Annotated in this window: 22 protein-coding genes and 1 pseudogene; 16 read left to right on the plus strand and 7 right to left on the minus strand. The window is 65.1% G+C overall.

The features are described 5' to 3' along the window. The first annotated feature begins 74 nt into the window (after nucleotides 1–74). Both I6F28_RS34065 and I6F28_RS34070 read left to right on the plus strand, forming a co-directional pair. Entirely contained in the window at nucleotides 75–569 is a 495-nt protein-coding gene (locus tag I6F28_RS34065; protein ID WP_036002710.1) for a universal stress protein, read from the plus strand. A 318-nt stretch (nucleotides 570–887) separates the two neighbouring features. Beyond that, a complete protein-coding gene (locus I6F28_RS34070) occupies nucleotides 888–1457 on the plus strand; it encodes a NifU family protein (protein WP_036038709.1) in 570 nt (189 codons plus the stop codon). A 5-nt stretch (nucleotides 1458–1462) separates the two neighbouring features. Here I6F28_RS34070 and I6F28_RS34075 read toward each other — a convergent pair whose 3' ends face one another. Beyond that, nucleotides 1463–2497: an aspartate-semialdehyde dehydrogenase gene (locus I6F28_RS34075; RefSeq protein WP_036002717.1), complete on the minus strand. Its 1035-nt coding sequence runs from the start codon at nucleotides 2495–2497 to the stop codon at nucleotides 1463–1465. 117 nt (nucleotides 2498–2614) lie between these two features. On the opposite strand from I6F28_RS34075, the gene I6F28_RS34080 reads away from it, so the two are divergent. Both I6F28_RS34080 and I6F28_RS34085 read left to right on the plus strand, forming a co-directional pair. Beyond that, a complete protein-coding gene (locus tag I6F28_RS34080) occupies nucleotides 2615–3403 on the plus strand; it encodes a hypothetical protein (RefSeq protein ID WP_225143279.1) in 789 nt (262 codons plus the stop codon). A 170-nt stretch (nucleotides 3404–3573) separates the two neighbouring features. After that, nucleotides 3574–3960 carry a hypothetical protein gene (locus I6F28_RS34085; protein WP_036024148.1) on the plus strand — a complete coding sequence of 129 codons (387 nt, stop codon included), beginning with the start codon at nucleotides 3574–3576 and terminating at the stop codon, nucleotides 3958–3960. A 76-nt stretch (nucleotides 3961–4036) separates the two neighbouring features. Here I6F28_RS34085 and I6F28_RS34090 read toward each other — a convergent pair whose 3' ends face one another. After that, nucleotides 4037–4672, minus strand: coding sequence for a DapH/DapD/GlmU-related protein (locus tag I6F28_RS34090; protein ID WP_036002723.1), 636 nt, complete (start codon nucleotides 4670–4672; stop codon nucleotides 4037–4039). Between the two features lie 119 nt (nucleotides 4673–4791). Next, on the minus strand, nucleotides 4792–5904 hold the full coding sequence (leuB, locus tag I6F28_RS34095) for a 3-isopropylmalate dehydrogenase (protein ID WP_036002726.1): 1113 nt from the start codon (nucleotides 5902–5904) through the stop codon (nucleotides 4792–4794). A 232-nt stretch (nucleotides 5905–6136) separates the two neighbouring features. On the opposite strand from leuB, the gene I6F28_RS34100 reads away from it, so the two are divergent. Beyond that, nucleotides 6137–7339, plus strand: a complete 1203-nt coding sequence (locus tag I6F28_RS34100) for a YbfB/YjiJ family MFS transporter (RefSeq protein ID WP_225143281.1) — start codon at nucleotides 6137–6139, stop codon at nucleotides 7337–7339. Nucleotides 7340–7458: 119 nt separating this feature from the next. Here the strand turns inward: I6F28_RS34100 and I6F28_RS34105 are convergent, their stop codons facing one another. From I6F28_RS34105 to I6F28_RS34120, 4 genes are all read right to left on the minus strand, one after another. Next, nucleotides 7459–8241: a molybdopterin-binding protein gene (locus I6F28_RS34105; RefSeq protein WP_036024153.1), complete on the minus strand. Its 783-nt coding sequence runs from the start codon at nucleotides 8239–8241 to the stop codon at nucleotides 7459–7461. A 10-nt stretch (nucleotides 8242–8251) separates the two neighbouring features. After that, nucleotides 8252–8881, minus strand: a complete 630-nt coding sequence (locus I6F28_RS34110) for a cytochrome b/b6 domain-containing protein (protein ID WP_036002769.1) — start codon at nucleotides 8879–8881, stop codon at nucleotides 8252–8254. A gap of 182 nt (nucleotides 8882–9063) precedes the next feature. Then, nucleotides 9064–9618: a fasciclin domain-containing protein gene (locus I6F28_RS34115; RefSeq protein ID WP_225143283.1), complete on the minus strand. Its 555-nt coding sequence runs from the start codon at nucleotides 9616–9618 to the stop codon at nucleotides 9064–9066. 341 nt (nucleotides 9619–9959) lie between these two features. Beyond that, the gene (locus tag I6F28_RS34120; RefSeq protein ID WP_225130238.1) at nucleotides 9960–10721 is read right to left on the minus strand and encodes an SDR family oxidoreductase; all 762 of its coding nucleotides are present in this window, start codon (nucleotides 10719–10721) and stop codon (nucleotides 9960–9962) included. A gap of 86 nt (nucleotides 10722–10807) precedes the next feature. Here I6F28_RS34120 and I6F28_RS34125 point away from each other — a divergent pair, with 86 nt between their 5' ends. The 11 genes and pseudogenes from I6F28_RS34125 to I6F28_RS34175 form a co-directional block, all read left to right on the plus strand. Beyond that, nucleotides 10808–12337, plus strand: a complete 1530-nt coding sequence (locus I6F28_RS34125; RefSeq protein WP_225143285.1) for a malonate--CoA ligase — start codon at nucleotides 10808–10810, stop codon at nucleotides 12335–12337. Between the two features lie 506 nt (nucleotides 12338–12843). Then, nucleotides 12844–13242 (plus strand): succinate dehydrogenase, cytochrome b556 subunit, encoded by a 399-nt coding sequence (sdhC, locus tag I6F28_RS34130; protein ID WP_036024159.1) that lies wholly within the window; start codon nucleotides 12844–12846, stop codon nucleotides 13240–13242. Next, a complete protein-coding gene (gene sdhD / locus I6F28_RS34135; RefSeq protein WP_036002745.1) occupies nucleotides 13239–13655 on the plus strand; it encodes a succinate dehydrogenase, hydrophobic membrane anchor protein in 417 nt (138 codons plus the stop codon). Before sdhC ends, sdhD begins: the two co-directional genes overlap by 4 nt. Before the next feature lie 3 nt (nucleotides 13656–13658). Continuing rightward, the gene (sdhA, locus tag I6F28_RS34140) at nucleotides 13659–15494 is read left to right on the plus strand and encodes a succinate dehydrogenase flavoprotein subunit (protein WP_036002747.1); all 1836 of its coding nucleotides are present in this window, start codon (nucleotides 13659–13661) and stop codon (nucleotides 15492–15494) included. A gap of 42 nt (nucleotides 15495–15536) precedes the next feature. Further along, complete coding sequence (gene sdhB, locus I6F28_RS34145; RefSeq protein WP_036002750.1) at nucleotides 15537–16319, plus strand: succinate dehydrogenase iron-sulfur subunit; 783 nt, start codon at nucleotides 15537–15539, stop codon at nucleotides 16317–16319. Nucleotides 16320–16505: 186 nt separating this feature from the next. Beyond that, nucleotides 16506–18650: a hybrid sensor histidine kinase/response regulator family protein gene (locus I6F28_RS34150; RefSeq protein WP_225143286.1), complete on the plus strand. Its 2145-nt coding sequence runs from the start codon at nucleotides 16506–16508 to the stop codon at nucleotides 18648–18650. Between the two features lie 52 nt (nucleotides 18651–18702). Continuing rightward, nucleotides 18703–20658 (plus strand): ABC transporter ATP-binding protein/permease, encoded by a 1956-nt coding sequence (locus tag I6F28_RS34155; RefSeq protein WP_036024165.1) that lies wholly within the window; start codon nucleotides 18703–18705, stop codon nucleotides 20656–20658. A gap of 163 nt (nucleotides 20659–20821) precedes the next feature. Continuing rightward, complete coding sequence (locus tag I6F28_RS34160) at nucleotides 20822–21646, plus strand: FkbM family methyltransferase (protein ID WP_225143287.1); 825 nt, start codon at nucleotides 20822–20824, stop codon at nucleotides 21644–21646. A 25-nt stretch (nucleotides 21647–21671) separates the two neighbouring features. Beyond that, entirely contained in the window at nucleotides 21672–22058 is a 387-nt protein-coding gene (locus I6F28_RS34165; RefSeq protein WP_225114866.1) for a VOC family protein, read from the plus strand. Between the two features lie 83 nt (nucleotides 22059–22141). Next, the gene (locus I6F28_RS34170; protein WP_036002774.1) at nucleotides 22142–22384 is read left to right on the plus strand and encodes a hypothetical protein; all 243 of its coding nucleotides are present in this window, start codon (nucleotides 22142–22144) and stop codon (nucleotides 22382–22384) included. Nucleotides 22385–22568: 184 nt separating this feature from the next. Next, nucleotides 22569–22890, plus strand: a pseudogene (locus I6F28_RS34175) (OmpA family protein); the annotation flags it as partial.

Below are 22890 nucleotides of genomic sequence, written 5' to 3' on the forward strand. Positions count from 1 at the left end.
CGCCGGCCGCTTCGCCCCTCCCAAACATCGCGGGAGTGTGGCAGCATGCTCCCCGTGCACAATCCGGGACATGCATGACCAGCAAGCGACTTTGCTACGAGCCGGGTCACAAGCCCAAATGCCTCGTCATCGTCGACGACAGCGCCGAATGGGATCGCGCCGTCTATTACGCCAGCCGCTGGGCGATTCGCGCCGGCGGCGGCGTGGTGATGCTGCGCATCATCGAGCCTGAGCAGCAGAGCCAGGAATGGCTGGGGGTCGCCGACATCATGCGCGCCGAGGCACAGGAAGCCGCCGAAGCCGCGCTCGACCGCGCCGCCGGGCGCGCCAACGGCATCGCCGCCATCACGCCGGAGCGCGTCATTCGCGAAGGCAGCGCGATGGAACAGCTGCTCGCAGTGATCGACGAGGATCCTGATATCGCCATGCTGGTGCTCGCCGCCAATCCTGGCGCGGAAGGGCCCGGGCCTCTGGTCTCGCTGCTCGCGCATGCGCTCGGCACATTCCCGGTGCCGGTGACGATCATCTCGGGTGCCCTGAGCGATGAGAGCGTGGATTCGCTGTCCTAGCGACGATGCATCTTATCCTCCCCTGGAGGGGAGGGTCGGCTCATGTTGAGCGAAGCGAGGCATGAGACGGGGTGGGGTGACGGTCTCTCCACATCCGACACTGCCCGAGTGGAGAGATCACCCCACCCCGCTCGCGCTGCGCGCGATCGACCACGGGCGAGCTACGCTCGTCCCGGACCCCTCCAGGGGAGGGTAAGGCCAACCCACTGATTTTTATGAGCTAATATCCCGCCTCCCCTTGACCGTGCGTTAGCCGTCGCCATCTGCTAGGGGATAGAGCACGCGCCGGCCTTGAACCGGCGACGTCTGGAGAAAACCATGTTCATTCAAACCGAAGCCACCCCCAATCCCGCCACGCTGAAGTTCATTCCCGGCCGCGTCGTGGTCGACGGCAGCCCGATGGAATTTTCGAGCCGCGAATCGGCGGCGCGCTCCCCGCTCGCTGAGAAGCTGTTCGAGGTGCCCGGCGTCACCGGCGTGTTCTACGGATCGGACTTCATCACCGTGACGAAGGCGAGCGGTGAATGGCAGCAGCTCAAGCCGGCGATCCTAGGTGCCATCATGGAGCACTACATGTCGGGCGCGCCGCTGCTGGCCGACGGCACGGCCACAAGCGAGGCCGATCTCGACGACGAGGACGAGTTCTTCGACGAGGCCGACGCCGAGACCGTTGACATGATCAAGGACTTGATCGAGACCCGGGTGCGGCCGGCCGTCGCCAATGACGGCGGCGACATCACCTTCCGCGGCTTCAAGGACGGTATCGTCTATCTCAACATGAAGGGCGCCTGCTCCGGCTGCCCGTCATCGACGGCGACGCTCCAGCACGGCATCCAGAACCTGCTCAAGCACTTCGTGCCTGATGTGGTCGAAGTCCGGCCGATGTAAGCCCCTTACGCCGCCTTCTGCTTGGCGGTTATCAGCTTGCGGTTGATCAGCACTTCCGCGATCTGAATCGCGTTGAGGGCGGCGCCTTTACGCAGATTGTCCGACACGCACCAGAGCACGAGACCGTTCTCCACGGTCGCGTCCTCGCGGATGCGGCTGATGTAAGTCGCGTCCTCGCCGGCCGCTTCATAGGGCGTGGCGTAGCCGCCGGGCTCCTGCTTGTCGATGACGAGACAGCCGGGCGCCACGCGCAGGATGTTGCGCGCTTCATCGGCGGTGATCGGATTCTCGAACTCGATGTTGACGGCCTCGGAATGGCCGACGAACACAGGCACGCGCACGCAGGTGGCGGACAGCTTGATCTTGGGATCCAGGATCTTCTTGGTCTCCGCCATCATCTTCCACTCTTCCTTGGTGTAGCCGTCCTCCATGAAGACGTCGATGTGGGGGATGACGTTGAAGGCGATGCGCTTGGGGAATTTCTTCGCGACCAGCTCGTCGTTGGTGTAGACGGCCTTGGTCTGCGAGAACAATTCGTCCATTGCGTCCTTGCCGGCGCCCGACACCGACTGATAGGTCGAGACCACGACGCGCTTGATCGTCGCCTTCTCGTGCAGCGGCTTGAGCGCCACCACGAGCTGTGCGGTCGAGCAGTTCGGGTTGGCGATGATGTTCTTCTTCTTGAAGCCTTCGGTCGCGGCCGCATTCACCTCGGGCACGATCAGCGGCACGTCCGGATCCATGCGCCAAGCGGAGGAATTGTCGATCACCACAGCGCCGGCGGCGCCGATCTTCGGCGACCATTCCTTCGACACCGACCCACCCGCCGACATCAGGCAGATGTCGACGTCGGAGAAGTCGTAATGCTCGAGCGCTTTGACCTTCAGGGTGCGGTCGCCATAGGAGACTTCGACACCGACGCTGCGGCGCGACGCCAGGGCCACGACCTCGTCCGCGGGGAATTTGCGCTCATCCAGGATGTTGAGCATTTCCCGACCGACATTGCCGGTCGCGCCGACGACTGCGACTTTGTAACCCATCGTTCACTCTCCGATGAAAAAGCCCGTTCCCGAAGCTGATGCTTAAACAGGAAGAGCAGCGCTTCTATGCGAGAACCGGACTCAAGACAACGTTAAGACCATGCCTTAGGGACGTGGATGCAGTCGCCTGAGGCCAGCACGGCCGTTAGCCCTACCCAGATCCAGCTGACGCTCTTGGCCTTGGCCGACGAGGTCGTCGGCACGCTCGCGCATCTGGTCGCCTATGTGGGGGCGCTCGCCCTGTTTGCCATCCTCGCCCTCGCAGGCCTGGGACAGCTGCCTAACCTGCGTGGCGATGGTCCGGCGGACAGACCGGGCTGGAGCATCGCCGACCGCTCGCATCCGGCCTTCGCCGTCAGCCGGATCGATTCATCAGAAAAAACAGCCTCTTACGTCATCTTTAGGCATCCCGAGGGCGGCCGCAGGGACGTGCTGCGCTGGACCAATATGGCGGACAAGCCGGTGGCCGAACTCGAAATCTACCGCCAAGGCGCCGAATTCGACGTGACACGGCCGGCGGCCGCGGGCTTGGCCGCCCGGATGGGTTTGGGTGCAGATGCCCCGCTCGAGCAGGCCGGCCTGATCGACAGCAAATTCGGCCCCGTCGCCCTGTTCCGGCCGGTCGGCGCGACAGAGGGGACGCGGGCCTGCCTCGGCTATCTCAAGCGCTACGAGGAGCCCGCCTTGCAGATCTCCGGCTTCTCCTGCCAGGGCGACAGCTTGCCCGCCCGCCGCGCGGCGATCGCCTGCACGCTGAAGCGGCTGACGCTGCTGGCCTCGGGCAACGAGCCGAGGCTGGCGGAATTGTTCGCCCTTGCCGAGCTCAGGCGCCGCGGCTGTGACCCTCAGGGCTCGCCGGACTGGCTGCTGGGCGCAGCGAACGCGCAATTGCGCGGAGCGCTTTGACTTGCATCAAGGATTCTGCATCAAGCTCAAGTAGCTGGTTTGCATGCAACTTTTGCCGGCGCGCACGATTATTCCGAGCTGGTGTGACCCAATTGACCTAGTTGCGTCCGCCCCGGCCGGGCTAGTATGGGGTGAAATCGACTGGCGGCCTGCCGCCTGAAGGGGACGTGATGAGCTTGAAATTTTCTGCCGCGAACAAATTGGCGACATTGCTTGCGGCGGGCGCCGCAATGGCCGTTGCGTTCGCGACCCCGGCTTCCGCCGACACCAGGACCAAGCAGCGCTATGACGACCGCGGCCGGCCCTATTACGGCCCGAGCGGCCCCAACACGGTCTATCAACAGGGCCGCACCCGCCTCTATGTGAGCAAGCGCTCCTGGCTCGATGGCGGCACCGAGGTCAATCCGGGCGACCGCAAGTTCACCGACTACGCCTTCCCCCCGGCCGTGGGCTATCCGTCCTTCGCCCGCGAGAACCTCAACCGGCCGATCGACCGCCAGCCGCTCTCCCCGCCGCAGGATGTCGGCGGCTATCCGCAGAACTTCCCGCTGTACTGAGGCGGGCGTCACGACCGAATCAAAATGGCCGGTGCTCACGCCCGGCCATTTTTGTTTTTCGCGAGATGCGTCCGTCTTACGCATTGGCTGCCGGATCGTAGCGCCGGCAAAATTCTTCGATGGCCTCGGAGCGGAAATCACTGAGGCGTTCGAAGATCAGCGCATCCGGCCAATCCCACCAGGCGATGCGGCGCAGGCTTGCGGAAACGGTATCGTCAAAGCGCTTGCGGATGGGACGGGCGGGAACGCCACCGACGATGGTGTACGGCTCGACATCGCGGCTAACGACGGCGCCTGCGGCGATCACTGCGCCATCGCCGACGCTCACGCCCGGCAGCAGGATGGCGGCGTGGCCGATCCAGACGTCGTTGCCGACGATCACCCGGTCGCCGCGCCTACCTGCGAAGAAGTCGCGGTCGCGCGTCGCGCCCGCCTCGTAATATTCGGGGACGTAGGTGAAGCGGTGCTGCGAGGGACGGCCCATCGGGTGGTTTGGCGCACCGATCCGCACCGAGTTGGCGATCGCCGTGAACTTGCCGATCACTGCGTCGGCGACGTCGCAATTCTCGCCGAGATAGGAGTAGTCGCCGAGCGAAGCATATTCGATGCGCGTGCCCGCGAGCACTTCGCAGCGCCGCCCGACCTGCGCCTCGCGCAGGCGCACCGTCTCATGGATGACGGTTTCCGCGATCTTGGGGCGGGGTGTATCCATGAGGCGGTTTCCAATGAGGCCGTAGCCCGGATGGAGCGAAGCGCAATCCGGGAAGGTCTGTCCACGGGGTGAGAACCCGGATTTCGCTTCGCTCCATCCAGGCTACGATTCTTCCCGCCTTACGCGTGCAGCTTCTGCAATTCCTTCAGGATCGCTTCGCCCATCTGCGTGGTGGAAGCGGCCGTGGTGCCTTCCGACTTGATGTCGGCGGTGCGCAGGCCGCTGGCCAGCACGGCAGCGATGGCCTGGTCGACCTTGTCGGCGAGATCGCCCATGTCGAAAGAATAGCGCAACGCCATGCCGAAGGACGAGATCATCGCGATGGGATTGGCGAGGCCCTTGCCGGCGATATCGGGGGCCGAGCCGTGCACGGGCTCGTACAGCGCCTTGCGCTTCTTGGTCTTGACGTCGACCTCGCCGAGCGAGGCCGAGGGCAGCATGCCGAGCGAGCCGGTGAGCATCGCCGCGATGTCGGAGAGCATGTCGCCGAACAGATTGTCCGTCACGATGACGTCGAACTGCTTCGGCCATTTCACCAGCATCATGCCGCCGGAATCGGCGAGCTGATGCTCGAGCGTGACATCGGGGTATTCGCGCTTGTGGACCTGAGTCATGACCTCGTTCCAGAGCACGCCCGATTTCATGACGTTGCGCTTCTCCATCGACGTCACCTTGTTCTTGCGCTTCCGGGCAAGCTCGAAGGCGACGCGGCCGATGCGCTCGATCTCATAGGTATCGTAGACCTGGGTATCGATGGCGCGCTTCTGGCCGTTGCCGAGATCGGTGATGGTCTTGGGCTCGCCGAAATAGACGCCGCCGGTGAGCTCACGCACGATGACGATGTCGAGGCCCTCGACCGCCTCGCGCTTCAGGCTGGAAGCATCCGCCAGCGCCGGATAGCACACGGCGGGACGGAGGTTGGCGAACAGCGCGAGATCCTTGCGCAGGCGCAAGAGGCCGGCTTCCGGGCGCACCTCGTAAGGCACGGCATCCCACTTCGGACCGCCGACCGCGCCGAAGATCACGGCGTCGGCGTCCTTGGCCTTGGCCATGTCGCCTTCGGAGATCGACACCTTGTGCGCGTCATAGGCGGAGCCGCCGACGAGGCCGGTGTCGGTCTCGAACTTGGCGATCCCGGCCGAATTGAGCCAGTCGATCAGCCGCTTCACCTCGCCCATCACCTCGGGGCCGATACCGTCGCCGGGAAGCAGCAGCAGTTTGTGGGTCGCCATGGTCGTGTCCTTTTCGATCCTCTCTCGTCATTCCGGGACGCGCCTCTTAGCGCGGGCCCGGAATCCATAGCCACCAGCCGGGGTTATGGATTCCGGGCTCGCGCTTCGCGCGCCCCGGAATGACGGCGCCGGAGTGCTAGAGCGGCGTTGCGCGCTTGGCAAGACACCATTGCCACGCTGCGGCTGTGCAAGGCCGGCGGGGCCTGCCACACTGGACGGGCCGGAGTACCCCTTGCACGCACCTGATCGCCCCCTGCCCGACGCACACCCCGCGCGGCTGATCCTGACCCTGTCGCTGGCAGCCACCGTCGGGCTCGGCATCGGCCGCTTTGCCTATGCGCTGGTGCTGCCGGACATGCGGGAGGACCTCGGCTGGTCCTACTCGGCGGCCGGTTTCATGAACACGATCAACGCCGTCGGCTATCTCGTGGGCGCGCTGGTGGCGTCCCGCCTGATCCGGCGCGTCGGCTGGGCCGCCGCGATCCGCGGCGGAACAATTGCCTGCGTCGCAGCGCTCGCCACCTGCGCTCTGACGGGGGATTTCGTCGCGCTGAGCCTGGCGCGCCTGGTGCTGGGCCTGGGCGCGGCGGCCGGCTTCGTCGCCGGCGGCGCGCTCGCCGCCACCATCGCCCAGTCGCGGCCCGAACGGGCCAACTTTCTGCTCAGCCTGTTCTATGCCGGACCCGGCATCGGCATTCTGTCCTCGGGGCTGATCGCCCCGTTCACGCTGCAATATTTCGGGCCGGGCTCGTGGTGGATCGTGTGGTGGGCGCTGACGCTGCTGTCGGTCGCGATGACGATCCCGCTGTTCCTGATCCGCATCGAGAGCGGCGCGCGCTTCTCCGAAGGCGGTAATGCCTCGTTCGCGATCCTGCCGGTGCTGATTTATCTGGCCGGCTATTTCCTGTTCGGCGCCGGCTACATCGCCTACATGACCTTCATGATCGCCTATGTGCGCGACGGCGGCGGCGAGGCCGCGGCGCAGGCGGCGTTCTGGGGGTTGATCGGTCTGAGCGCGTTCGTGACGCCCTGGGCCTGGCGCGGCGTGCTGGCGCTCGACCGCGGCGGGCTCGCCACCGCCATCATCCTCGGCACCAACGCAGCTGGCGCAGCGCTGCCGATGCTCGGGCATTCGCCGGCCTGGCTCGCAGTCTCCGCGATCGTGTTCGGCGTCGCCTTTTTCGCCGTGGTCGGCTCGACCACCGCCTTCGTGCGCTTCAACTATCCGCCAGAGGTGTGGCCGACCGCGATCGCGGCGATGACGATCTCGTTCGGCGTCGGCCAGACGCTCGGGCCGATCGTGGTCGGCGCGATCACCGATGCGCTGGGGAGCCTGAGTTACGCGCTGAATGTGTCGGCGGCGCTATTGGCGCTGGGCGCGGTGGCGGCGTTGTGCCAGCGGAAGGTGGGGCCGGCCAAGCAATCGGTGCCGTAGGGTGGATTAGCGAAGCGTAATCCACCAACTTCGCTCGGCAACTGCGGAAGTATGGTGGATTACGCCCACCGACTGCGCTTCGCGCAGCCGCTCGGCTAATCCACCCTACGACAGCGGAGCTAGCTCCCGCTGAACGAATTATACCCCTGGTCTTCCCAATAGCCGCCCTTGTAATCGTTGGTGACTTCCATCGACACCACGTATTTCGGGTTCTTGAAGCCGAGCTTGGTCGGCACGCGGATCTTCATCGGGAAGCCGTAAGCGCGCGGCAGGATCTCGTTTGCGTATTTGAACGTCATCTGGGTCTGCGGATGCAGCGCGCTGCGCATGTCGAGCGGTGAATTGTAGCCGTCCTTGTCGGCGCACTGGAACCAGACATAATTCGCGCGCGTGTCGGCGCCGATCAGCTTGAGGAAATCGCGCAAGGGCGTGCCGGTCCAGCTGCCGATCGCGCTCCAGCCCTCGACGCAGATATGGCGCGTGATCTGCGTGACCTGGGGCAGCTTGTAGAGCTCGTCCAGCGTCCAGGACTTTTTGTTGTCGACGAGGCCGCGCACCTCGAGCTTCCAATCCGCGGCCGAGATATCGGGCGCGTCGTCGAGATCGTAATAGGCGTTGAACGGGAAGGGCTTGGTGATCGCGCTTTCGGGGAAGGTCGGCGCCAGCGCGTCGGGATTGAACATCCAGGCCTGCACCGCGTCGTTGAACTTCGAGACCTTCGCCAGCATGGTCTCGGCCGAGGACGAGTCGATCACGTCGCAGCCGGTGAGCAGCGTCAGTGCGCCCAGGCTGGCGCCGCCCGCAATGAAGCGGCGGCGGGTGACGTCTGGCATCGTCTTGAGGGAATCCTTGATCAGGAGCCGCTTGTCGACGCCGGGAATCAGGAACGGGCGCTTCGCCATATTCTCCTCCTCAGCGACCGATGATCATCGCGCGCAGACTCTTCGGCACGAGCAGCGCAAGCAAGACGTGGACGACCAGAAACGCGCAGATCGCGGCCATGCAGAAGAAGTGGACATAGCGCGCGGCCGGATAATCGCCGAACAGCATCACGAGATAATAAAGCTGAACGGGCTTCCAAATCGCAAGGCCCGACAGCACGATCAGCACGCCGACCACGATGATGCCGGCATAGAGCAGCCGCTGCACGTAATTGTAGACGGTGAGATCGTCATGGCCGAGCTTGAAGGTCAGCGCCGCCCTGACGTCGTGGAGCACGCCTGATGCCGTGATCGGCAGCAGCTTCTTGCGGAAGCGGCCGGTAGCGATGCCGGTGACGAGATAGGCGAGGCCGTTGATCATCAGCAGCCACATCGCCGCAAAATGCCAGAGCAGGCCGCCGCCGAGCCAGCCGCCCAGCGTGTACTCGCGCGGAAAGCGGAAGTCGAACAGCGGCGAGGCGTTGTAGATCTGCCAGCCCGACAGGATCATCAGGATCATGGCGAGCGCGTTGATCCAATGCATGACCCGCACCCAGGCCGGCTGGATCACTTTGGACTTGGTGGCCGTGACCTGCTCGTCGGTGACTGTGAGGCTCGCCATGGCGGGTTCCATCCTGAGGTCGTGTGACAGCGATTATACGCCGGTGTTTCGGCTTTCGTTACATCCCGTTCGCCATCGAATCGATGTCGTGAGGCTATTGTGGTCACAAAAGAGCGAGCCGGGTATCCCCGGCTCGCGGTCTGAGGACGTCCTGTTCGGGGATGAAACAGGATCGCGCGGTGTTACGTCGCCGGCATCAGCACGGTATCGACCACATGGATCACGCCGTTCGACTGGTTGACGTTGGTGATCGTCACCATCGAGGTGCCGCCCTTGGCGTCGACGATCCAGACCTTGCCGTCCATTTTCTTCACCGTCAGCTCCTCGCCTTCGGCGGTCTTCAGCTTCTTGCCGTCGGTGAGGTCGGAAGCCGCGAGCTTACCGGGCACGACATGGTAGGTGAGGATCTTGGTCAGCGTTGCCTTGTTCTCGGGCTTGACCAGGTTGTCGACGGTGCCGGCCGGCAGCTTGCCGAAGGCGGCGTTGGTCGGCGCGAACACCGTGAACGGGCCCTTGCCTTCGAGCGTCGGGACCAGGCCGGCCGCCTTCACCGCCGCCACCAGTGTGGTGTGATCCTTGGAGTTGACCGCGTTCTGGACGATGTTCTTGGACGGGTACATCGCGGCGCCGCCGACCATGACGGTCTTTTCCTCGGCACTGGCGGGCGCGACGATGGTCGCGGTGAGGGCCAGGGCGCTGAAGGCGGCGGCAGCGAGATAGGCAATGCGCTTCGACATGAGAGAGTCTCCCGATTGAATTGAGACCGGCGTTGGCCGGCGTTGAGTTGAGCAACAACGGCGCCTGCGACAGTTAAGGGTGATGCAGCAGTGCCGTCGTTGGACCGAACTACGGGAGGGTTTCAGGTGCGGTTTCGGGGAAAAATTCTTTGTGATGGGTGAAACTATCGGCGGGGATGTTCGTGTGCGAACGAGAGCACCCGGACAAGCGTAGCGAAGCAGTAGGGTGGGCAAAGCGAAGCGTGCCCACCAAATGCAAATGCGGAGAGAGATGGTGGGCACGGCGCTTCGCGCCTTTGCCCATCCTGCGACGGCGTACCCGTTGAGGCAGTGTCCTCGCCTCAATCCCTGTTGTTCGGCGTCTGAATGAACCCGCGATTATGCGTCGGGCTGATCAGCACTTCGTTGATGCAGACCCGCGCCGGCATGCTCGCGATGAAGGCGATGGTACGGCCGAGATCTTCGGGCTGCAGCATCTTCGCCTGCTCGGCTTCGCTCGGCACCACCGGTCGCAGCTTCAGGATCGGCGTCGCCACCTCGCCCGGCATCAGGCAGCAGGCGCGCAGGCCGTTGACGCATTCGTCCATGTTGAAGGAATGGGTCAGCGCCAGCACCGCGTGCTTGGTGGTGGTGTAGGCCGGGCCCGGCATCTTCGAGACGTGACGGCCGGCCCAGGACGAGACGTTGATGATGGAACCGTCCTGCTGCTTGCGCATCGTCGGCAGCACGGCGCGCATGCAATAGAGCACGCCGTTGAGATTGACCTGGACCAGTCTGTCCCAGCCCTCCAGCTCCATGTCCTTCCAGCTGCGCTTGGGAACATTGATGCCGGCGTTGTTCACCAGCAGATCGATGCGGCCGTGCCGGGCGACGATATCATCCGCCGCCTTCTGCGCCTCGGCGGCCTTGGACACGTCCAGCGCGATCGCCTCGGCCGCGCCGCCCGCTTTCGTGATCTTCGCGACCACGGCATCCAGCGCATCCTTGCGGCGTCCCGACACCACCACCGTCCAGCCGTCGGCAGCTAACGCCTCCGCGCCGGCCTCCCCGATCCCGCTGCCACCGCCCGTGACCCAGGCGACGCGTTTCCCACTTTTTGACATGCAAACTGTCTCCGTTGCTTGATCGGGGCGGTTTTTGCTAATCCAGCCCTCGGTTTTGACCGGCCTATGCCGGTGAGGAATGTTGCATGAACCAAGCTGCCAACGCCAATTTGTTTTCCCGCCTGTTCGATGGCCTCGCCGATCCGAAGCGGCTCGCGATCGAGACGCATGACGGCGCGCATATCAGCTATGGCGATCTGATCGCGCGCGCGGGCCAAATGGCGAACGTGCTGGTCGCGCGCGGCGTGAAGCCGGGCGACCGCGTCGCGGTACAGGTGGAGAAGTCGGTCGCCAATATCGTGCTGTATCTCGGCACGGTGCGCGCCGGCGCGGTCTATCTGCCGCTGAACACGGCCTATACGCTGAACGAGCTCGACTACTTCATCGGCGATGCCGAGCCGTCGCTGGTGGTCTGCGATCCTGCCAAGGCGGAGGGGCTCGCGCCGATCGCAGGCAAGGTGAGGGCGAAGGTCGAGACGCTCGGGGCTGACGGCAAGGGCTCGCTGACGGAGGCCGCCGACAAAGCGAGCCGCGAATTCACGACGGTGCCGCGTGAAAGCGACGATCTTGCCGCGATCCTCTACACCTCGGGCACCACCGGCCGCTCCAAGGGCGCGATGCTGACGCATGACAATCTCGCGTCTAACTCGCTCTCGCTCGTCGACTATTGGCGCTTCACCGACAAGGACGTCCTGATCCACGCGCTGCCGATCTACCACACCCACGGCCTGTTCGTGGCGACCAACGTGACGCTGTTCGCCCGGGCGTCGATGATCTTCCTGCCGAAGCTCGATCCGGACCTGATCATCAAGCTGATGGCGCGCGCCACGGTGTTGATGGGCGTGCCGACCTTCTACACCCGCCTGCTGCAGAACCCTGCGCTGTCGCACGAGACGACGAAGCACATGCGTCTGTTCATCTCGGGTTCGGCGCCGCTGCTCGCCGACACCCATCGCGAATGGTCGGCGCGCACGGGTCATGCCGTGCTCGAGCGCTACGGCATGACCGAGACCAACATGAACACGTCGAACCCGTATGACGGCGAGCGCGTGCCCGGAGCGGTCGGCTTTCCGCTGCCGGGCGTCTCCGTGCGCGTGACCGATCCCGAGACAGGGAAAGAGCTGGCGCGCGACGAAATCGGCATGATCGAGGTGAAGGGGCCGAACGTCTTCAAGGGCTATTGGCGCATGCCGGAGAAGACCAAGGCCGAATTCCGGCCCGACGGCTTCTTCATCACCGGCGATCTCGGCAAGATCGACGCCAAGGGTTACGTGCACATCCTCGGACGCGGCAAGGATCTCGTGATCTCCGGCGGCTTCAACGTCTACCCGAAGGAGATCGAGAGCGAGATCGACGCCATGCCTGGCGTGGTGGAGTCGGCCGTGATCGGCGTGCCGCACACCGATTTCGGCGAGGGCGTCACCGCGGTGCTGGTGCGCCAGCCCGGCGCGAGCATCGATGAAGCGGCCGTGCTGAAGGGCCTCGACGGGCGCCTCGCGAAATTCAAGATGCCGAAGCGGGTCTTCGTGGTCGACGAGCTACCGCGCAATACGATGGGCAAGGTGCAGAAGAACGTGCTGCGCGAAACGTACAAGGATATTTACGCGAAGAAGTGAGAGAGCTCCGCTCTGTCGGCGTCATTGCGAGGAGCTCTTGCGACGAAGCAAGCCGGCTGCCGAGACCAACAGATAGCACCTGACACGTCGCACGGTCCGGCTGGGGTGGAATGCAGGGTGCGCATATCCGCCCGCAGTGGGGGAACCGGTGCGGGTGCCGAGCGTCGCGCTGGGGTCGCAGCCGGGACGGTTCCCTCGGCATCGTCCCTCGCACGTTGCGGCCGCACGGGCTCGAGGCGGCTTAGAGGCGTTCCAATAGCGATTTCAATGCGCCGTACGCTCGCGCCAAAGAATGAATTTAGATTCCTATACTCGTTGGCGGACCGATAGGCTGGTATACCAAGACCCTGATTGGCCTTGGTTCATCAAGGCCATAGAGCTGAACCACAGTTCGGTTTATGTCGATTTGGTGATTGCGCAGGCCAGATCGACTCCGTAAATAGAGCCCACCTTTCGCGATCCCCGCGCGCCCCATGCTGGGCCGCAACAAACATCAAAAGCCGCCCATGACCGCACGGATCGAACGACCGCTTTCGCCGCACATCCAAACCTATCGCTGGACGCTGACGATGGCTCTATCCATCGTGCACCGCGCCACCGGTATCGCCCTTTACGTCGGAACCCTGCTGCTGGTCTGGTGGCTGGTTGCGGCGGCCTCCGGCCCGGCCGCCTATGCCCATGTCCAGGCTTTCTCCAGCAGCATCATCGGCCGGCTGATTGTGTTCGGCTACACCTGGGCCCTGATGCACCACATGCTCAGCGGCATCCGGCATTTCGTCTGGGATCTCGGCTACGGCTTCAAGGCCAACGAGCGCGAAGCGCTGACCTGGGGCGCCCTGGTCGGCGGCATCGCACTGACGGTGCTGATCTGGATCATCGCTTATGCGAACGGAGGCGGCCGATGAGCTTTGACGAGTCCCACGGCTCTCCGAAGCGTCCCTCGATGCGCACCCCGCTCGGGCGCGTCCGCAATCTCGGCGCCGCGCATTCCGGCACGTCCGATTTCTGGCGCCAGCGCATCACCGGCGTCGCCATGACGCTGCTGATGATCCCGGCGCTGGTCATCATCATGATGCTGCTCGGCCGCAACCAGGTCTACGCGGCGCAGACCCTGAGCTCCATTCCCGTTGCGGTGATCCTGCTCCTCTTCATCTTCGCCAGCGCCTGGCACATGAAGATCGGCATGCAGGTGGTGATCGAGGACTACGTCCATAACGAGAAGCTCAAGCTCACCGCGATCATGCTCAACAATTTCTTCTCGGTCGCCGTGGCGCTCGCCTCGACCTACGCGATCCTGAAGCTTTCTTCCGGAGTGTAACCCATGGCCGCTGAGACCAATGGCAAGGGCAACGGCGCTCCCGCCACCAACGGAAAAGCCTATCCGATCGAAGACCACACCTACGACGTCGTCGTGGTCGGCGCCGGCGGTGCCGGCCTGCGCGCCGTCGTCGGCTGCAGCGAGGCCGGCCTCCGCACCGCCTGCATCACCAAGGTGTTTCCGACCCGTTCGCACACGGTCGCGGCGCAGGGCGGCATCTCCGCTTCGCTCGGCAACATGCACAAGGACGACTGGCGCTGGCACATGTACGACACCGTGAAGGGGTCGGACTGGCTCGGGGACCAGGACGCGATCGAATACATGGTGCGCAACGCGCCCGACGCGGTCTACGAGCTCGAGCATTGGGGCGTGCCGTTCTCGCGCACCGAGGACGGCAAGATCTACCAGCGTCCGTTCGGCGGCATGACCACCGAGTTCGGCAAGGCCCAGGCGCAGCGCACCTGCGCCGCCGCCGACCGCACCGGCCACGCCATGCTGCACACGATGTACGGCCAGTCGCTGCGCCACGCGGCCGAGTTCTTCATCGAGTTCTTCGCCATCGACCTGATCATGGACGACCAGGGCACCTGCCGCGGCGTCATCGCGCTCAAGCTCGACGACGGCACGCTGCACCGTTTCCGCGCCCAGACCACGATCCTGGCGACCGGCGGCTATGGCCGCGCCTATGCCTCCTGCACCTCGGCGCACACCTGCACCGGCGATGGCGGCGGCATGGTGCTGCGCGCCGGCCTGCCGATGCAGGACATGGAGTTCGTGCAGTTCCATCCGACCGGCATCTACGGCTCGGGCTGTCTCGTCACCGAGGGTGCGCGCGGCGAAGGCGGCTATCTCGTCAACGCCGAAGGCGAGCGGTTCATGGAGCGCTATGCGCCGTCGGCAAAGGACCTCGCTTCGCGCGACGTGGTCTCGCGCGCGATGACCATCGAGATCCGCGAGGGACGCGGCGTCGGCAAGAAGAAGGACCACATCTTCCTGCATCTCGACCATCTCGATCCCGCTGTGCTCGCCGAACGCCTGCCGGGCATCTCGGAATCGGCCAAGATCTTCGCCAATGTCGACGTGACGCGCGAGCCGATCCCGATCGTGCCGACCGTGCATTACAACATGGGCGGCATCCCCACGAACTATCACGGCGAGGTGCTGACCAAGAAGGACGGCGACGACAACGCGGTGATCCCCGGCCTGATGGCGATCGGCGAAGCGGCCTGCGTCTCCGTGCACGGCGCCAACCGCCTCGGCTCCAACTCGCTGATCGACCTCGTCGTGTTCGGCCGCGCCGCCGCGTTGCGCCTGGCCGAAAAGCTCACACCCAACGCCAAGCAGCCCGAGCTGCCGACGAACTCGGCCGAGATGGCGCTCGGTCGCCTCGACCATTACCGCTACGCCTCAGGCGGCACGCCGACCGCGAAGCTGCGCGAAGGCATGCAGCACGTGATGCAGAACAATTGCGCCGTGTTCCGCACCGGCGAAGTGCTGAGCGAAGGCCAGAACCTGATCGCGAAGGTCCACAGCGGCATCACCGACATCGCCGTCTCCGACCGCTCGCTGGTCTGGAATTCGGACCTCGTCGAGACGCTGGAGTTCGACAATCTGATCTCGCAGGCGGTGGTGACGATGAACTCGGCCGCCAACCGCACCGAGAGCCGCGGCGCCCATGCCCGCGAGGACTTCTCCGAGCGCGACGACAAGAACTGGATGAAGCACACGCTGGCCTGGCTGGACGATGCCGGCAAGGTCAGGATCGAGTATCGCCCGGTTCACAACTACACCATGACCAACGACGTGCAGTACATCCCGCCCAAAGCTCGCGTTTACTAAACGTCGCGCGTGTATTGATCGAACAGCGAAGGCCTTAATCGAATGGTTGAATTCGCACTTCCGAAGAACTCCAAGATCACTGGCGGCAAGACCTGGCCGAAGCCCCCGGGCGCGACCGAGCTCCGCGAGTTCAAGGTCTATCGCTGGAATCCGGACGACGGCAAGAATCCAAGCGTCGATACCTATTACATCGACACCAATGATTGCGGCCCGATGGTGCTGGACGGCCTGATCTGGATCAAGAACCACATCGACCCGTCGCTGACCTTCCGCCGCTCCTGCCGTGAAGGCGTCTGCGGCTCCTGCGCGATGAACATCGACGGCCAGAACACGCTGGCCTGCACCAAGTCCATGCACGACGTGAAGGACGGCGCGGTGAAGATCAACCCGCTGCCGCATCAGCCGGTGGTGAAGGACCTCGTCCCCGACCTCACCAATTTCTACGCGCAATACGCCTCGGTCGAGCCCTGGCTGAAGACGACCTCGCCGACGCCGCAGAAGGAATGGCGCCAGAGCCACGAGGACCGCGAGAAGCTCGACGGCCTCTACGAGTGCATCCTCTGCGCCTGCTGCTCGACCTCCTGCCCGAGCTATTGGTGGAACAGCGAGCGCTATCTCGGCCCCGCCGCGCTGCTCCAGGCCAACCGCTGGGTCTCGGATTCGCGCGACGAGGCCACCGGCGAGCGGCTCGACAATCTCGAGGACCCGTTCCGGCTCTATCGCTGCCACACCATCATGAACTGCGCCAAGGCCTGCCCGAAGGGCCTCAACCCGGCCGAAGCCATCGCCGAGCTCAAGCTCAAGATGGTCGAACGCCAGATCTGAGGCGAAGTCCCCCTTCCGCCCCGGCTAAACCGGCCGGGGTGTTCTGCATTTGCCGTTAATTCGAGCAGAATTTTTCTCTGACCCGCTCGACGCGCAAATTTCCGGCTCGCAACCAACGGTTCCAGCACAAGCTGCTTCCTTCCTTGCGCGGGATTCAGTTAAGCTCCCGTCAGGGACGGAGCGACTGTGCAGAGGGCGCAACGCAACTCGCTGAGGCTGTTGCAGTGGATGATGGCGGCATCCCTGGCGCTGCCGATTGGGCTGTTCGTCGTCGCCGCCGCGATCTCCTACACATCGACCAACGATACCGCCGACCGCGAGATCGAGCGCACGGTCGATGTCGCCCATGAGCACGCGCTCAAGGTCTTCGAGACCATCGACCGCAGCCTCGCCGAGCTCAACGAGGTCGTGCGCGGTCTGCCCGACGGCATCATCCGCGAGCGCGAGCCGACGCTGCATCGCCGGCTGAAGCGGCTGACCGATTCGCTGCCGCAGCTCAAATCGGCCTGGATCTTCGACGCGAACGGAAAGGCGCTGGTCAACAGCCTCGTCTCGCCGCCGCCGGACCTGAGCTTTGCCGACCGCGATTACTTCTATTCCCATGTGGACCAGAGCATCGGCACGTTCATCGGCACGGCGCTGACGCCACGACCGCCCTATCAGGGCGCCCGATTCTTCGGCGTCAGCCGCCGCCGCGAGTCCGACGACGGTCGCTTCATCGGCGTGATCCAGGCCTCCGTGTTGCCGGAATATTTCGAAAGCTTCTATGCCAGGATCGGCACCGATCCCGGCAACTTCTTCGCGATGGGGCGCACCGACGGCGCAATGCTCGCGCATTTTCCCCGGCTCGACCACGAGCTTCGGCTCGATCCGACCGGACCGGTGGGCCAGAAGATCGCGACCCAGCCCGTGCACGGCCTCATCACGGTCGCCTGGCCCTCGGACGGTATCGAGCGGCGCATCGCCTACCGGCGCGTCGCCGAATATCCGATCTATGTCAGCGCCGGATTGGAGACCTCTGCGATCCGCGCACGCTGGCTCGCCACCATCGGCCAGCATCTGGTGTTCGGCATTCCCGCCACCGCGCTGCTGTTCCTGCTGCTGGTGCTCGCTCTGCGGCGTACCCAGCACCTTCAGGCCGAAGCTGCAAAGCGGCGCGAGGCCGAGGAGGCGCTCAAGCACAGCCAGCGCCTGGAAGCGCTCGGCCAGCTCACCGGCGGCGTCGCGCACGACTTCAACAACCTCCTGACGGTGATCCGTGCTTCGGTCGATCTCTTGAACCGTCCGCAGCTGACGGAGGAGCGGCGACAACGCTACATCACGGCCATTGCCGATTCGGTGGCGCGTGCGGCCAAGCTGACTTCGCAATTGCTCGCCTTTGCGCGGCGCCAGACCCTCAAGCCGGAGGTGTTCGACGTCGGCGCACGGGTGCAGTCGCTGGACGACATGCTCGCCACGCTACTGGGCCCCGCGATCGAGATCGTCATGCAACTGCCGGCGGAACCGTGCCTCGTCAATGCCGATGCCAGCCAGTTCGAGACGGCGCTGATCAACATGGCGACCAATGCGCGCGATGCCATGCAAGGCCAGGGGCGAATCGTTTTCAAGGTCGAGGCCACGACGACCGTTCCGGACGCGCTGGTGCAGCTTTCGGCCAGCCCGGACCACGGCTTCGTCCGCGTCACCGTCAGCGATACCGGCGTCGGCATTCCCGCCGCGCGGCTCGGGCGCATCTTCGAGCCGTTCTTCACCACCAAGCAGGTCGGCCGCGGCACCGGCCTCGGCCTGTCCCAGGTGTTCGGATTCGCCCGGCAGTCCGGCGGCGAGGTGACCGTGGCGAGCGAGGTGGGGCACGGCAGCACCTTCTCGCTCTATCTGCCGCGCGTGCCGCCGGGCCTGCTGCCGCAACGCCAAGCGCCCAACATGGCGCCGGCGGTGGCCGGCAGCGGCATGTCGGTGCTGGTGGTCGAGGACAATATCGAGCTGGCCAATTTCGCCGCCGACGGGCTCACCGAGCTCGGCTACAGCATCACGCTGGTCGACAACGCGGCCGACGCGCTCGCCGAGCTCGTCGTGGACGCCGATCGCTTCGATGTCGTGTTCTCGGACGTGGTGATGCCCGGGATGACCGGGCTCGATCTGCTGCAGGCGATCCGCGAGCGCGGACTCGGCGTGCCGGTCGTTCTGACCACCGGCTACAGCCAGGCCCTGTCGCAGGAGGGTACCGGCGGCTGCGACCTCGTGCAAAAGCCTTATTCGATCGAGGAATTGTCGCGCGTTCTGCATCGGGCGGCGCGGATCAGGCACGTCAGGGACGGCGCCGCCGAATAGGGGCTCCGGAACCTCGCGGGAACCGGCCGAGTTCCCTTGGCGTTGTCCGTTCATGTACAAGCCGGCCGCGACGCGTGAACAGGGCAAGAAGCCGCCCATCGTCAATATCGAGGGCGAGAACGGCGACGAAGTGACACCGCCGCCGCCCGAACTGGTCGAACCCGACCCCGAACTGTCACCCGAGGCAGCCGAGCAGGTCCGCAAGGATTATCTGCTGACACGGTTCTGGATCAGCGCCCGCGGCTTCTGGGGCCGCAACGGCGACCGCCTCGCCTGGCCGTTCTCGGTTGGTCTCGGCCTGCTGATCGTGCTGACCGTCGGCTTCCAATACGGCATCAATGTCTGGAATCGCGCGATCTTCGACGCCATCGAGAAGCGCGATGCGGCGAGCGTCTTCCATCTCACCGCAATGTTCTTCCCGCTCGCGATCGGCAGCATCGTGCTCGCAGTCGTGCAGGTGTTCGCGCGCATGGGCATCCAGCGACGCTGGCGCGCCTGGCTGACGGCGAGCGTGCTGACACGGTGGCTCAAGAACGGGCGCTACTATCAGCTCAACCTTGTCGGCGGCGACCACAAGAATCCCGAATACCGGATCGCGGAGGATTTGCGGATTGCGACCGACTCCCCCGTCGACTTCCTCGCCGGCGTGACTTCGGCGCTGCTGTCGGCCGCGACCTTCATCGTCGTGCTCTGGACCATCGGCGGGGCACTTACCGTCACGCTCGGCGGTTCGTCGGTGACCATTCCCGGCTTCCTCGTGATCGCCGCGATGCTGTACGCCGCGATCGCATCCGGATCGATCGTGGTGATCGGCCGGCGCTTCGTGCAGGTCTCCGAGGGCAAGAACCAGGCCGAAGCCGAGTTCCGCTACACCCTGACGCGCGTGCGCGAGAACGGCGAGAGCATCGCCCTGCTCGGCGGCGAGGAGGAGGAGCGCGACGGCATCGATCGCAACTTCACGAGCGTGCTGCGGCAATGGGCGCGCCTTGCCGGCCAGCACATGCGCACCACGCTGGTGTCGCAAGGATCGAGCCTCGTTGCGCCGGTCGTGCCGCTTCTGCTCTGCGCGCCAAAGTTCCTCGACGGCAGCATGACGCTGGGCCAGGTGATGCAGGCCGCGTCCGCCTTCACGATCGTGCAGAGCGCGTTCGGCTGGCTGGTCGACAATTATCCGCGGCTCGCCGACTGGAATGCCTGTGCGCGGCGCATCGCCTCGCTGATGATGTCGCTCGACGGCCTCGAGCGCGCCGAGCAGGGCGACGGCCTCGGCCGCATCAAGCGCGGCGAGACCAGCAACGAGGCCATGCTGGAGCTGAAGGATCTCTCGGTCACGCTCGACGACGGCACCGCCGTGGTCGGCGAGACCGAGGTGGTGATCGAGCCCGGCGAGCGGCTGCTGGTCGCCGGCGAATCCGGCACCGGCAAGAGCACGCTGGTGCGCGCCATCGCCGGCCTGTGGCCGTGGGGCGGCGGCAGCGTGAATTTCCATGCCGATCGCCGGCTGTTCATGCTGCCGCAGCGGCCCTATGTGCCCTCCGGCTCCTTGCGGCGGGCGGTCGCCTATCCCGGCGCGGCCGACCACTGGACTTTGGACGAGATCGGCGCAGCCCTGCACAAGGTCGGCCTCGATCATCTCAAGGAGAAGATCGAGGAGGAGGCACCGTGGGACCAGACCTTGTCGGGCGGCGAGAAGCAGCGCCTCGCCTTTGCGCGGCTGCTCCTGCACAACCCCGACATCGTCGTGCTCGATGAGGCGACCTCGGCGCTCGACGAGAAGAGCCAGGACAAGATGATGCAGATGATCACCGAGGCGCTGCCGAAGGCGACCATCGTCAGCGTCGCGCATCGCGCCGAGCTGGAGGCTTTCCACAGCCGCAAGATCGTGCTGGAGCGACGCAAGGGCGGCGCCAAGCTCGTCAGCGATATCGACCTGATTCCGCGCAAGGGCCGGCGCCGGCTGCTCGGACGGTTCTTGCGGCAGCGCAAGGCGCCAAAGAAGGCGGCGTGATCCGTAGCCCGGATGGAGCGTAGCGCAATCCGGGAAGGTCCATCCGCGCGGCAAGAATCCCGGATTACGCTGCGCTCCATCCGGGCTACCGGACTGTGATCGAGCGTTGGAGTCCTCGTCAAAACCGGTTATGCATGCGCCGCCTGCAACGAGGATCTGCTGCTTGACGTCCGACAATGCCCCTTCGCCCGCGCCGTTCGGTGCGTTTGCGCCCAATGCGGCGCAGGCTGCGATCATCCGCCTCGCTCAACGGTCGGGACTGAAGCGCGGCGCGTTCCGGCCGTGGATGTCGCGGCTGGTCAACCTGCTGCGCAGCGGCCCGGTCGACGTGCAATATCAGGGCGCCTCGTTCCGCTTCCATCACCAGGGCAGCGCGACCGAGCGCGGCGCGCTGTTCAATCCCGACTACAATCTGGACGAGCTCGACTTCCTGCGCCAGCACACCCCCGTGGGTGGCGTGTTCGTCGATGTCGGCGCCAATGTCGGCACCTTTGCGCTGGTGATGGCGCGGCAGGTCGGGCCATCCGGAAAAGTGGTCGCGATCGAGCCGCATCCGCTGACCTTCGGACGGCTCTCGTTCAACCACGCCGCATCGAAGACGCCGCAGGTGCGCCTGGTGCAGGCCGCCGCGGGCGACAGCGACGGCGAGCTGATGATCGAGAGCGGCGGCGGCAACCTCGGCGCCACCCACGTCGTCACCGGCACGGCCAGTGCCGAGGCCATCAAGGTGCCGTCGCTGCGCCTGGTGCGCATTCTGGAGGAGGCCGGCGTCGGCCAAGTCGATTCGCTGAAGATCGACGTCGAGGGCTTTGAGGACCGCGTGCTGATCGGCTTCTTCCGCGACGCGCCGCAAATGCTGTGGCCGCGCGCGGTGGTGATCGAGCATCTGTCACAAAACGAATGGCAGCAGGATTGTATTGCCGACATGGTCGGGCGCGGCTTTACGATCGCACGCAAGACACGAAGCAATACGTTTTTGTCTCGCTGACGGGTTACGAACAAGGGAGGTTGCGATGATCGATCATCTGGGATTCTCCGTCTCCGACTATGAGCGCGCCAAGGCGTTCTATGCGAAGGCACTGGCGCCGCTCGGCTACAGCCTGATCATGGAGGTCACGGCCGAGCAGACCGGACACGCTGCGGCTGCAGGCTTCGGTGCCGACGGCAAGCCCGATTTCTGGATCGGGGGCGAGGGCGCGATGAACAAGCCGGTGCATGTCGCCATCCACGCCAAGGATCGCACCACAGTCGATGCGTTCTACAAAGCGGCGATGGCGGCCGGCGGCCGCGACAACGGCCCGCCCGGCATCCGCCCGCATTATCACGCGAACTATTACGGCGCCTTCGTGCTCGACCCCGACGGCCACAACATCGAAGCGGTCTGCCACACGCCGGAATAATCCGGTCTTCGAAGCGATGTGACGCGGAACATCGGTGCTGCACCTTCGTTGTTGTTCTCTGGACAACGATCCCGATGATGCCGATGCCGATTGAACCGCCCGAGATTCCGCCGTCGACGCCCGGTACGCCGACTGAGCCGCCGCCCGGAATCCCGCCCGGCAATCCGCAGCCCGAAATCACGCCGCCGGTGCGCGAGCCCGGCTCGCCGCCGCGGCCCGACGAATTGCCGGGCCGCATGCCTGAGGAGATCCCATCGCGCGGACCGAACGGGCCGCTCACGCCCAATCCTGCGACGGATGCGATTCCGCCGCGCGATCACGCGTGAAGCAGCGAAGCAATGTCAGGCGATTGCCACCAGCGTCTGAATGCGCAATGAACGTTGCCATAGTGAGATGATTTGCGTGCAGAAATAAATCGGGTCGCAGTTGCATCGCCCGCCACAATGCGGCCTAACGCTTGGCCGTTCATCCCGACACTTCGACAAAGAACCTTCCGGGGAAATTCACCACATGACCAACCTTCGTTTCGTGCTGCTTGCGACGACGGCTCTGACCGCGATGCAATTGGCCAACACCGCATCGCATGCGCAAGACGCTGCGCCGTTCGTCGTCGCTCAGGCCCAGCCGCAGGACGCGGGCCCTGACGGAAGACCGAAGCAGCCGCCGAAGGGACCGCCAGGCGCGGCGCCGCCTGCAGCACCCGCACGCCCCGCGGCTCCGCCGCCGGCGGCTGCACCGCCCCAGCCGCCTGCAGCTCCTCCGCCGGCCGCAGCACCGCCGCGCCCGGCAGCGCCGCCACCGCCTCCGCCTCCCCCTGCGGCCCGCCCGGCAC

Origin of the sequence: Bradyrhizobium sp. NBAIM14 (assembly GCF_020193895.1) — a bacterium.
Taxonomy (GTDB): Bacteria; Pseudomonadota; Alphaproteobacteria; order Rhizobiales; family Xanthobacteraceae; genus Bradyrhizobium; species Bradyrhizobium yuanmingense.

What these genes read in the sequence shown, in the direction of transcription:
- I6F28_RS34170 (WP_036002774.1), top strand. Translation starts at nt 22,142, where the DNA reads ATGCCGATTGAACCGCCCGAGATTCCGCCGTCGACGCCCGGTACGCCG.
- I6F28_RS34085 (WP_036024148.1), top strand. Translation starts at nt 3,574, where the DNA reads ATGAGCTTGAAATTTTCTGCCGCGAACAAATTGGCGACATTGCTTGCG.
- I6F28_RS34075 (WP_036002717.1), bottom strand. Translation starts at nt 2,497, where the DNA reads ATGGGTTACAAAGTCGCAGTCGTCGGCGCGACCGGCAATGTCGGTCGG.
- I6F28_RS34105 (WP_036024153.1), bottom strand. Translation starts at nt 8,241, where the DNA reads ATGGCGAAGCGCCCGTTCCTGATTCCCGGCGTCGACAAGCGGCTCCTG.
- I6F28_RS34070 (WP_036038709.1), top strand. Translation starts at nt 888, where the DNA reads ATGTTCATTCAAACCGAAGCCACCCCCAATCCCGCCACGCTGAAGTTC.
- I6F28_RS34090 (WP_036002723.1), bottom strand. Translation starts at nt 4,672, where the DNA reads ATGGATACACCCCGCCCCAAGATCGCGGAAACCGTCATCCATGAGACG.
- I6F28_RS34155 (WP_036024165.1), top strand. Translation starts at nt 18,703, where the DNA reads ATGTACAAGCCGGCCGCGACGCGTGAACAGGGCAAGAAGCCGCCCATC.
- sdhB (WP_036002750.1), top strand. Translation starts at nt 15,537, where the DNA reads ATGGTTGAATTCGCACTTCCGAAGAACTCCAAGATCACTGGCGGCAAG.
- I6F28_RS34065 (WP_036002710.1), top strand. Translation starts at nt 75, where the DNA reads ATGACCAGCAAGCGACTTTGCTACGAGCCGGGTCACAAGCCCAAATGC.
- sdhA (WP_036002747.1), top strand. Translation starts at nt 13,659, where the DNA reads ATGGCCGCTGAGACCAATGGCAAGGGCAACGGCGCTCCCGCCACCAAC.
- I6F28_RS34110 (WP_036002769.1), bottom strand. Translation starts at nt 8,881, where the DNA reads ATGGCGAGCCTCACAGTCACCGACGAGCAGGTCACGGCCACCAAGTCC.
- sdhC (WP_036024159.1), top strand. Translation starts at nt 12,844, where the DNA reads ATGACCGCACGGATCGAACGACCGCTTTCGCCGCACATCCAAACCTAT.
- I6F28_RS34080 (WP_225143279.1), top strand. Translation starts at nt 2,615, where the DNA reads ATGCAGTCGCCTGAGGCCAGCACGGCCGTTAGCCCTACCCAGATCCAG.
- I6F28_RS34120 (WP_225130238.1), bottom strand. Translation starts at nt 10,721, where the DNA reads ATGTCAAAAAGTGGGAAACGCGTCGCCTGGGTCACGGGCGGTGGCAGC.
- I6F28_RS34115 (WP_225143283.1), bottom strand. Translation starts at nt 9,618, where the DNA reads ATGTCGAAGCGCATTGCCTATCTCGCTGCCGCCGCCTTCAGCGCCCTG.
- leuB (WP_036002726.1), bottom strand. Translation starts at nt 5,904, where the DNA reads ATGGCGACCCACAAACTGCTGCTGCTTCCCGGCGACGGTATCGGCCCC.
- sdhD (WP_036002745.1), top strand. Translation starts at nt 13,239, where the DNA reads ATGAGCTTTGACGAGTCCCACGGCTCTCCGAAGCGTCCCTCGATGCGC.
- I6F28_RS34125 (WP_225143285.1), top strand. Translation starts at nt 10,808, where the DNA reads ATGAACCAAGCTGCCAACGCCAATTTGTTTTCCCGCCTGTTCGATGGC.
- I6F28_RS34165 (WP_225114866.1), top strand. Translation starts at nt 21,672, where the DNA reads ATGATCGATCATCTGGGATTCTCCGTCTCCGACTATGAGCGCGCCAAG.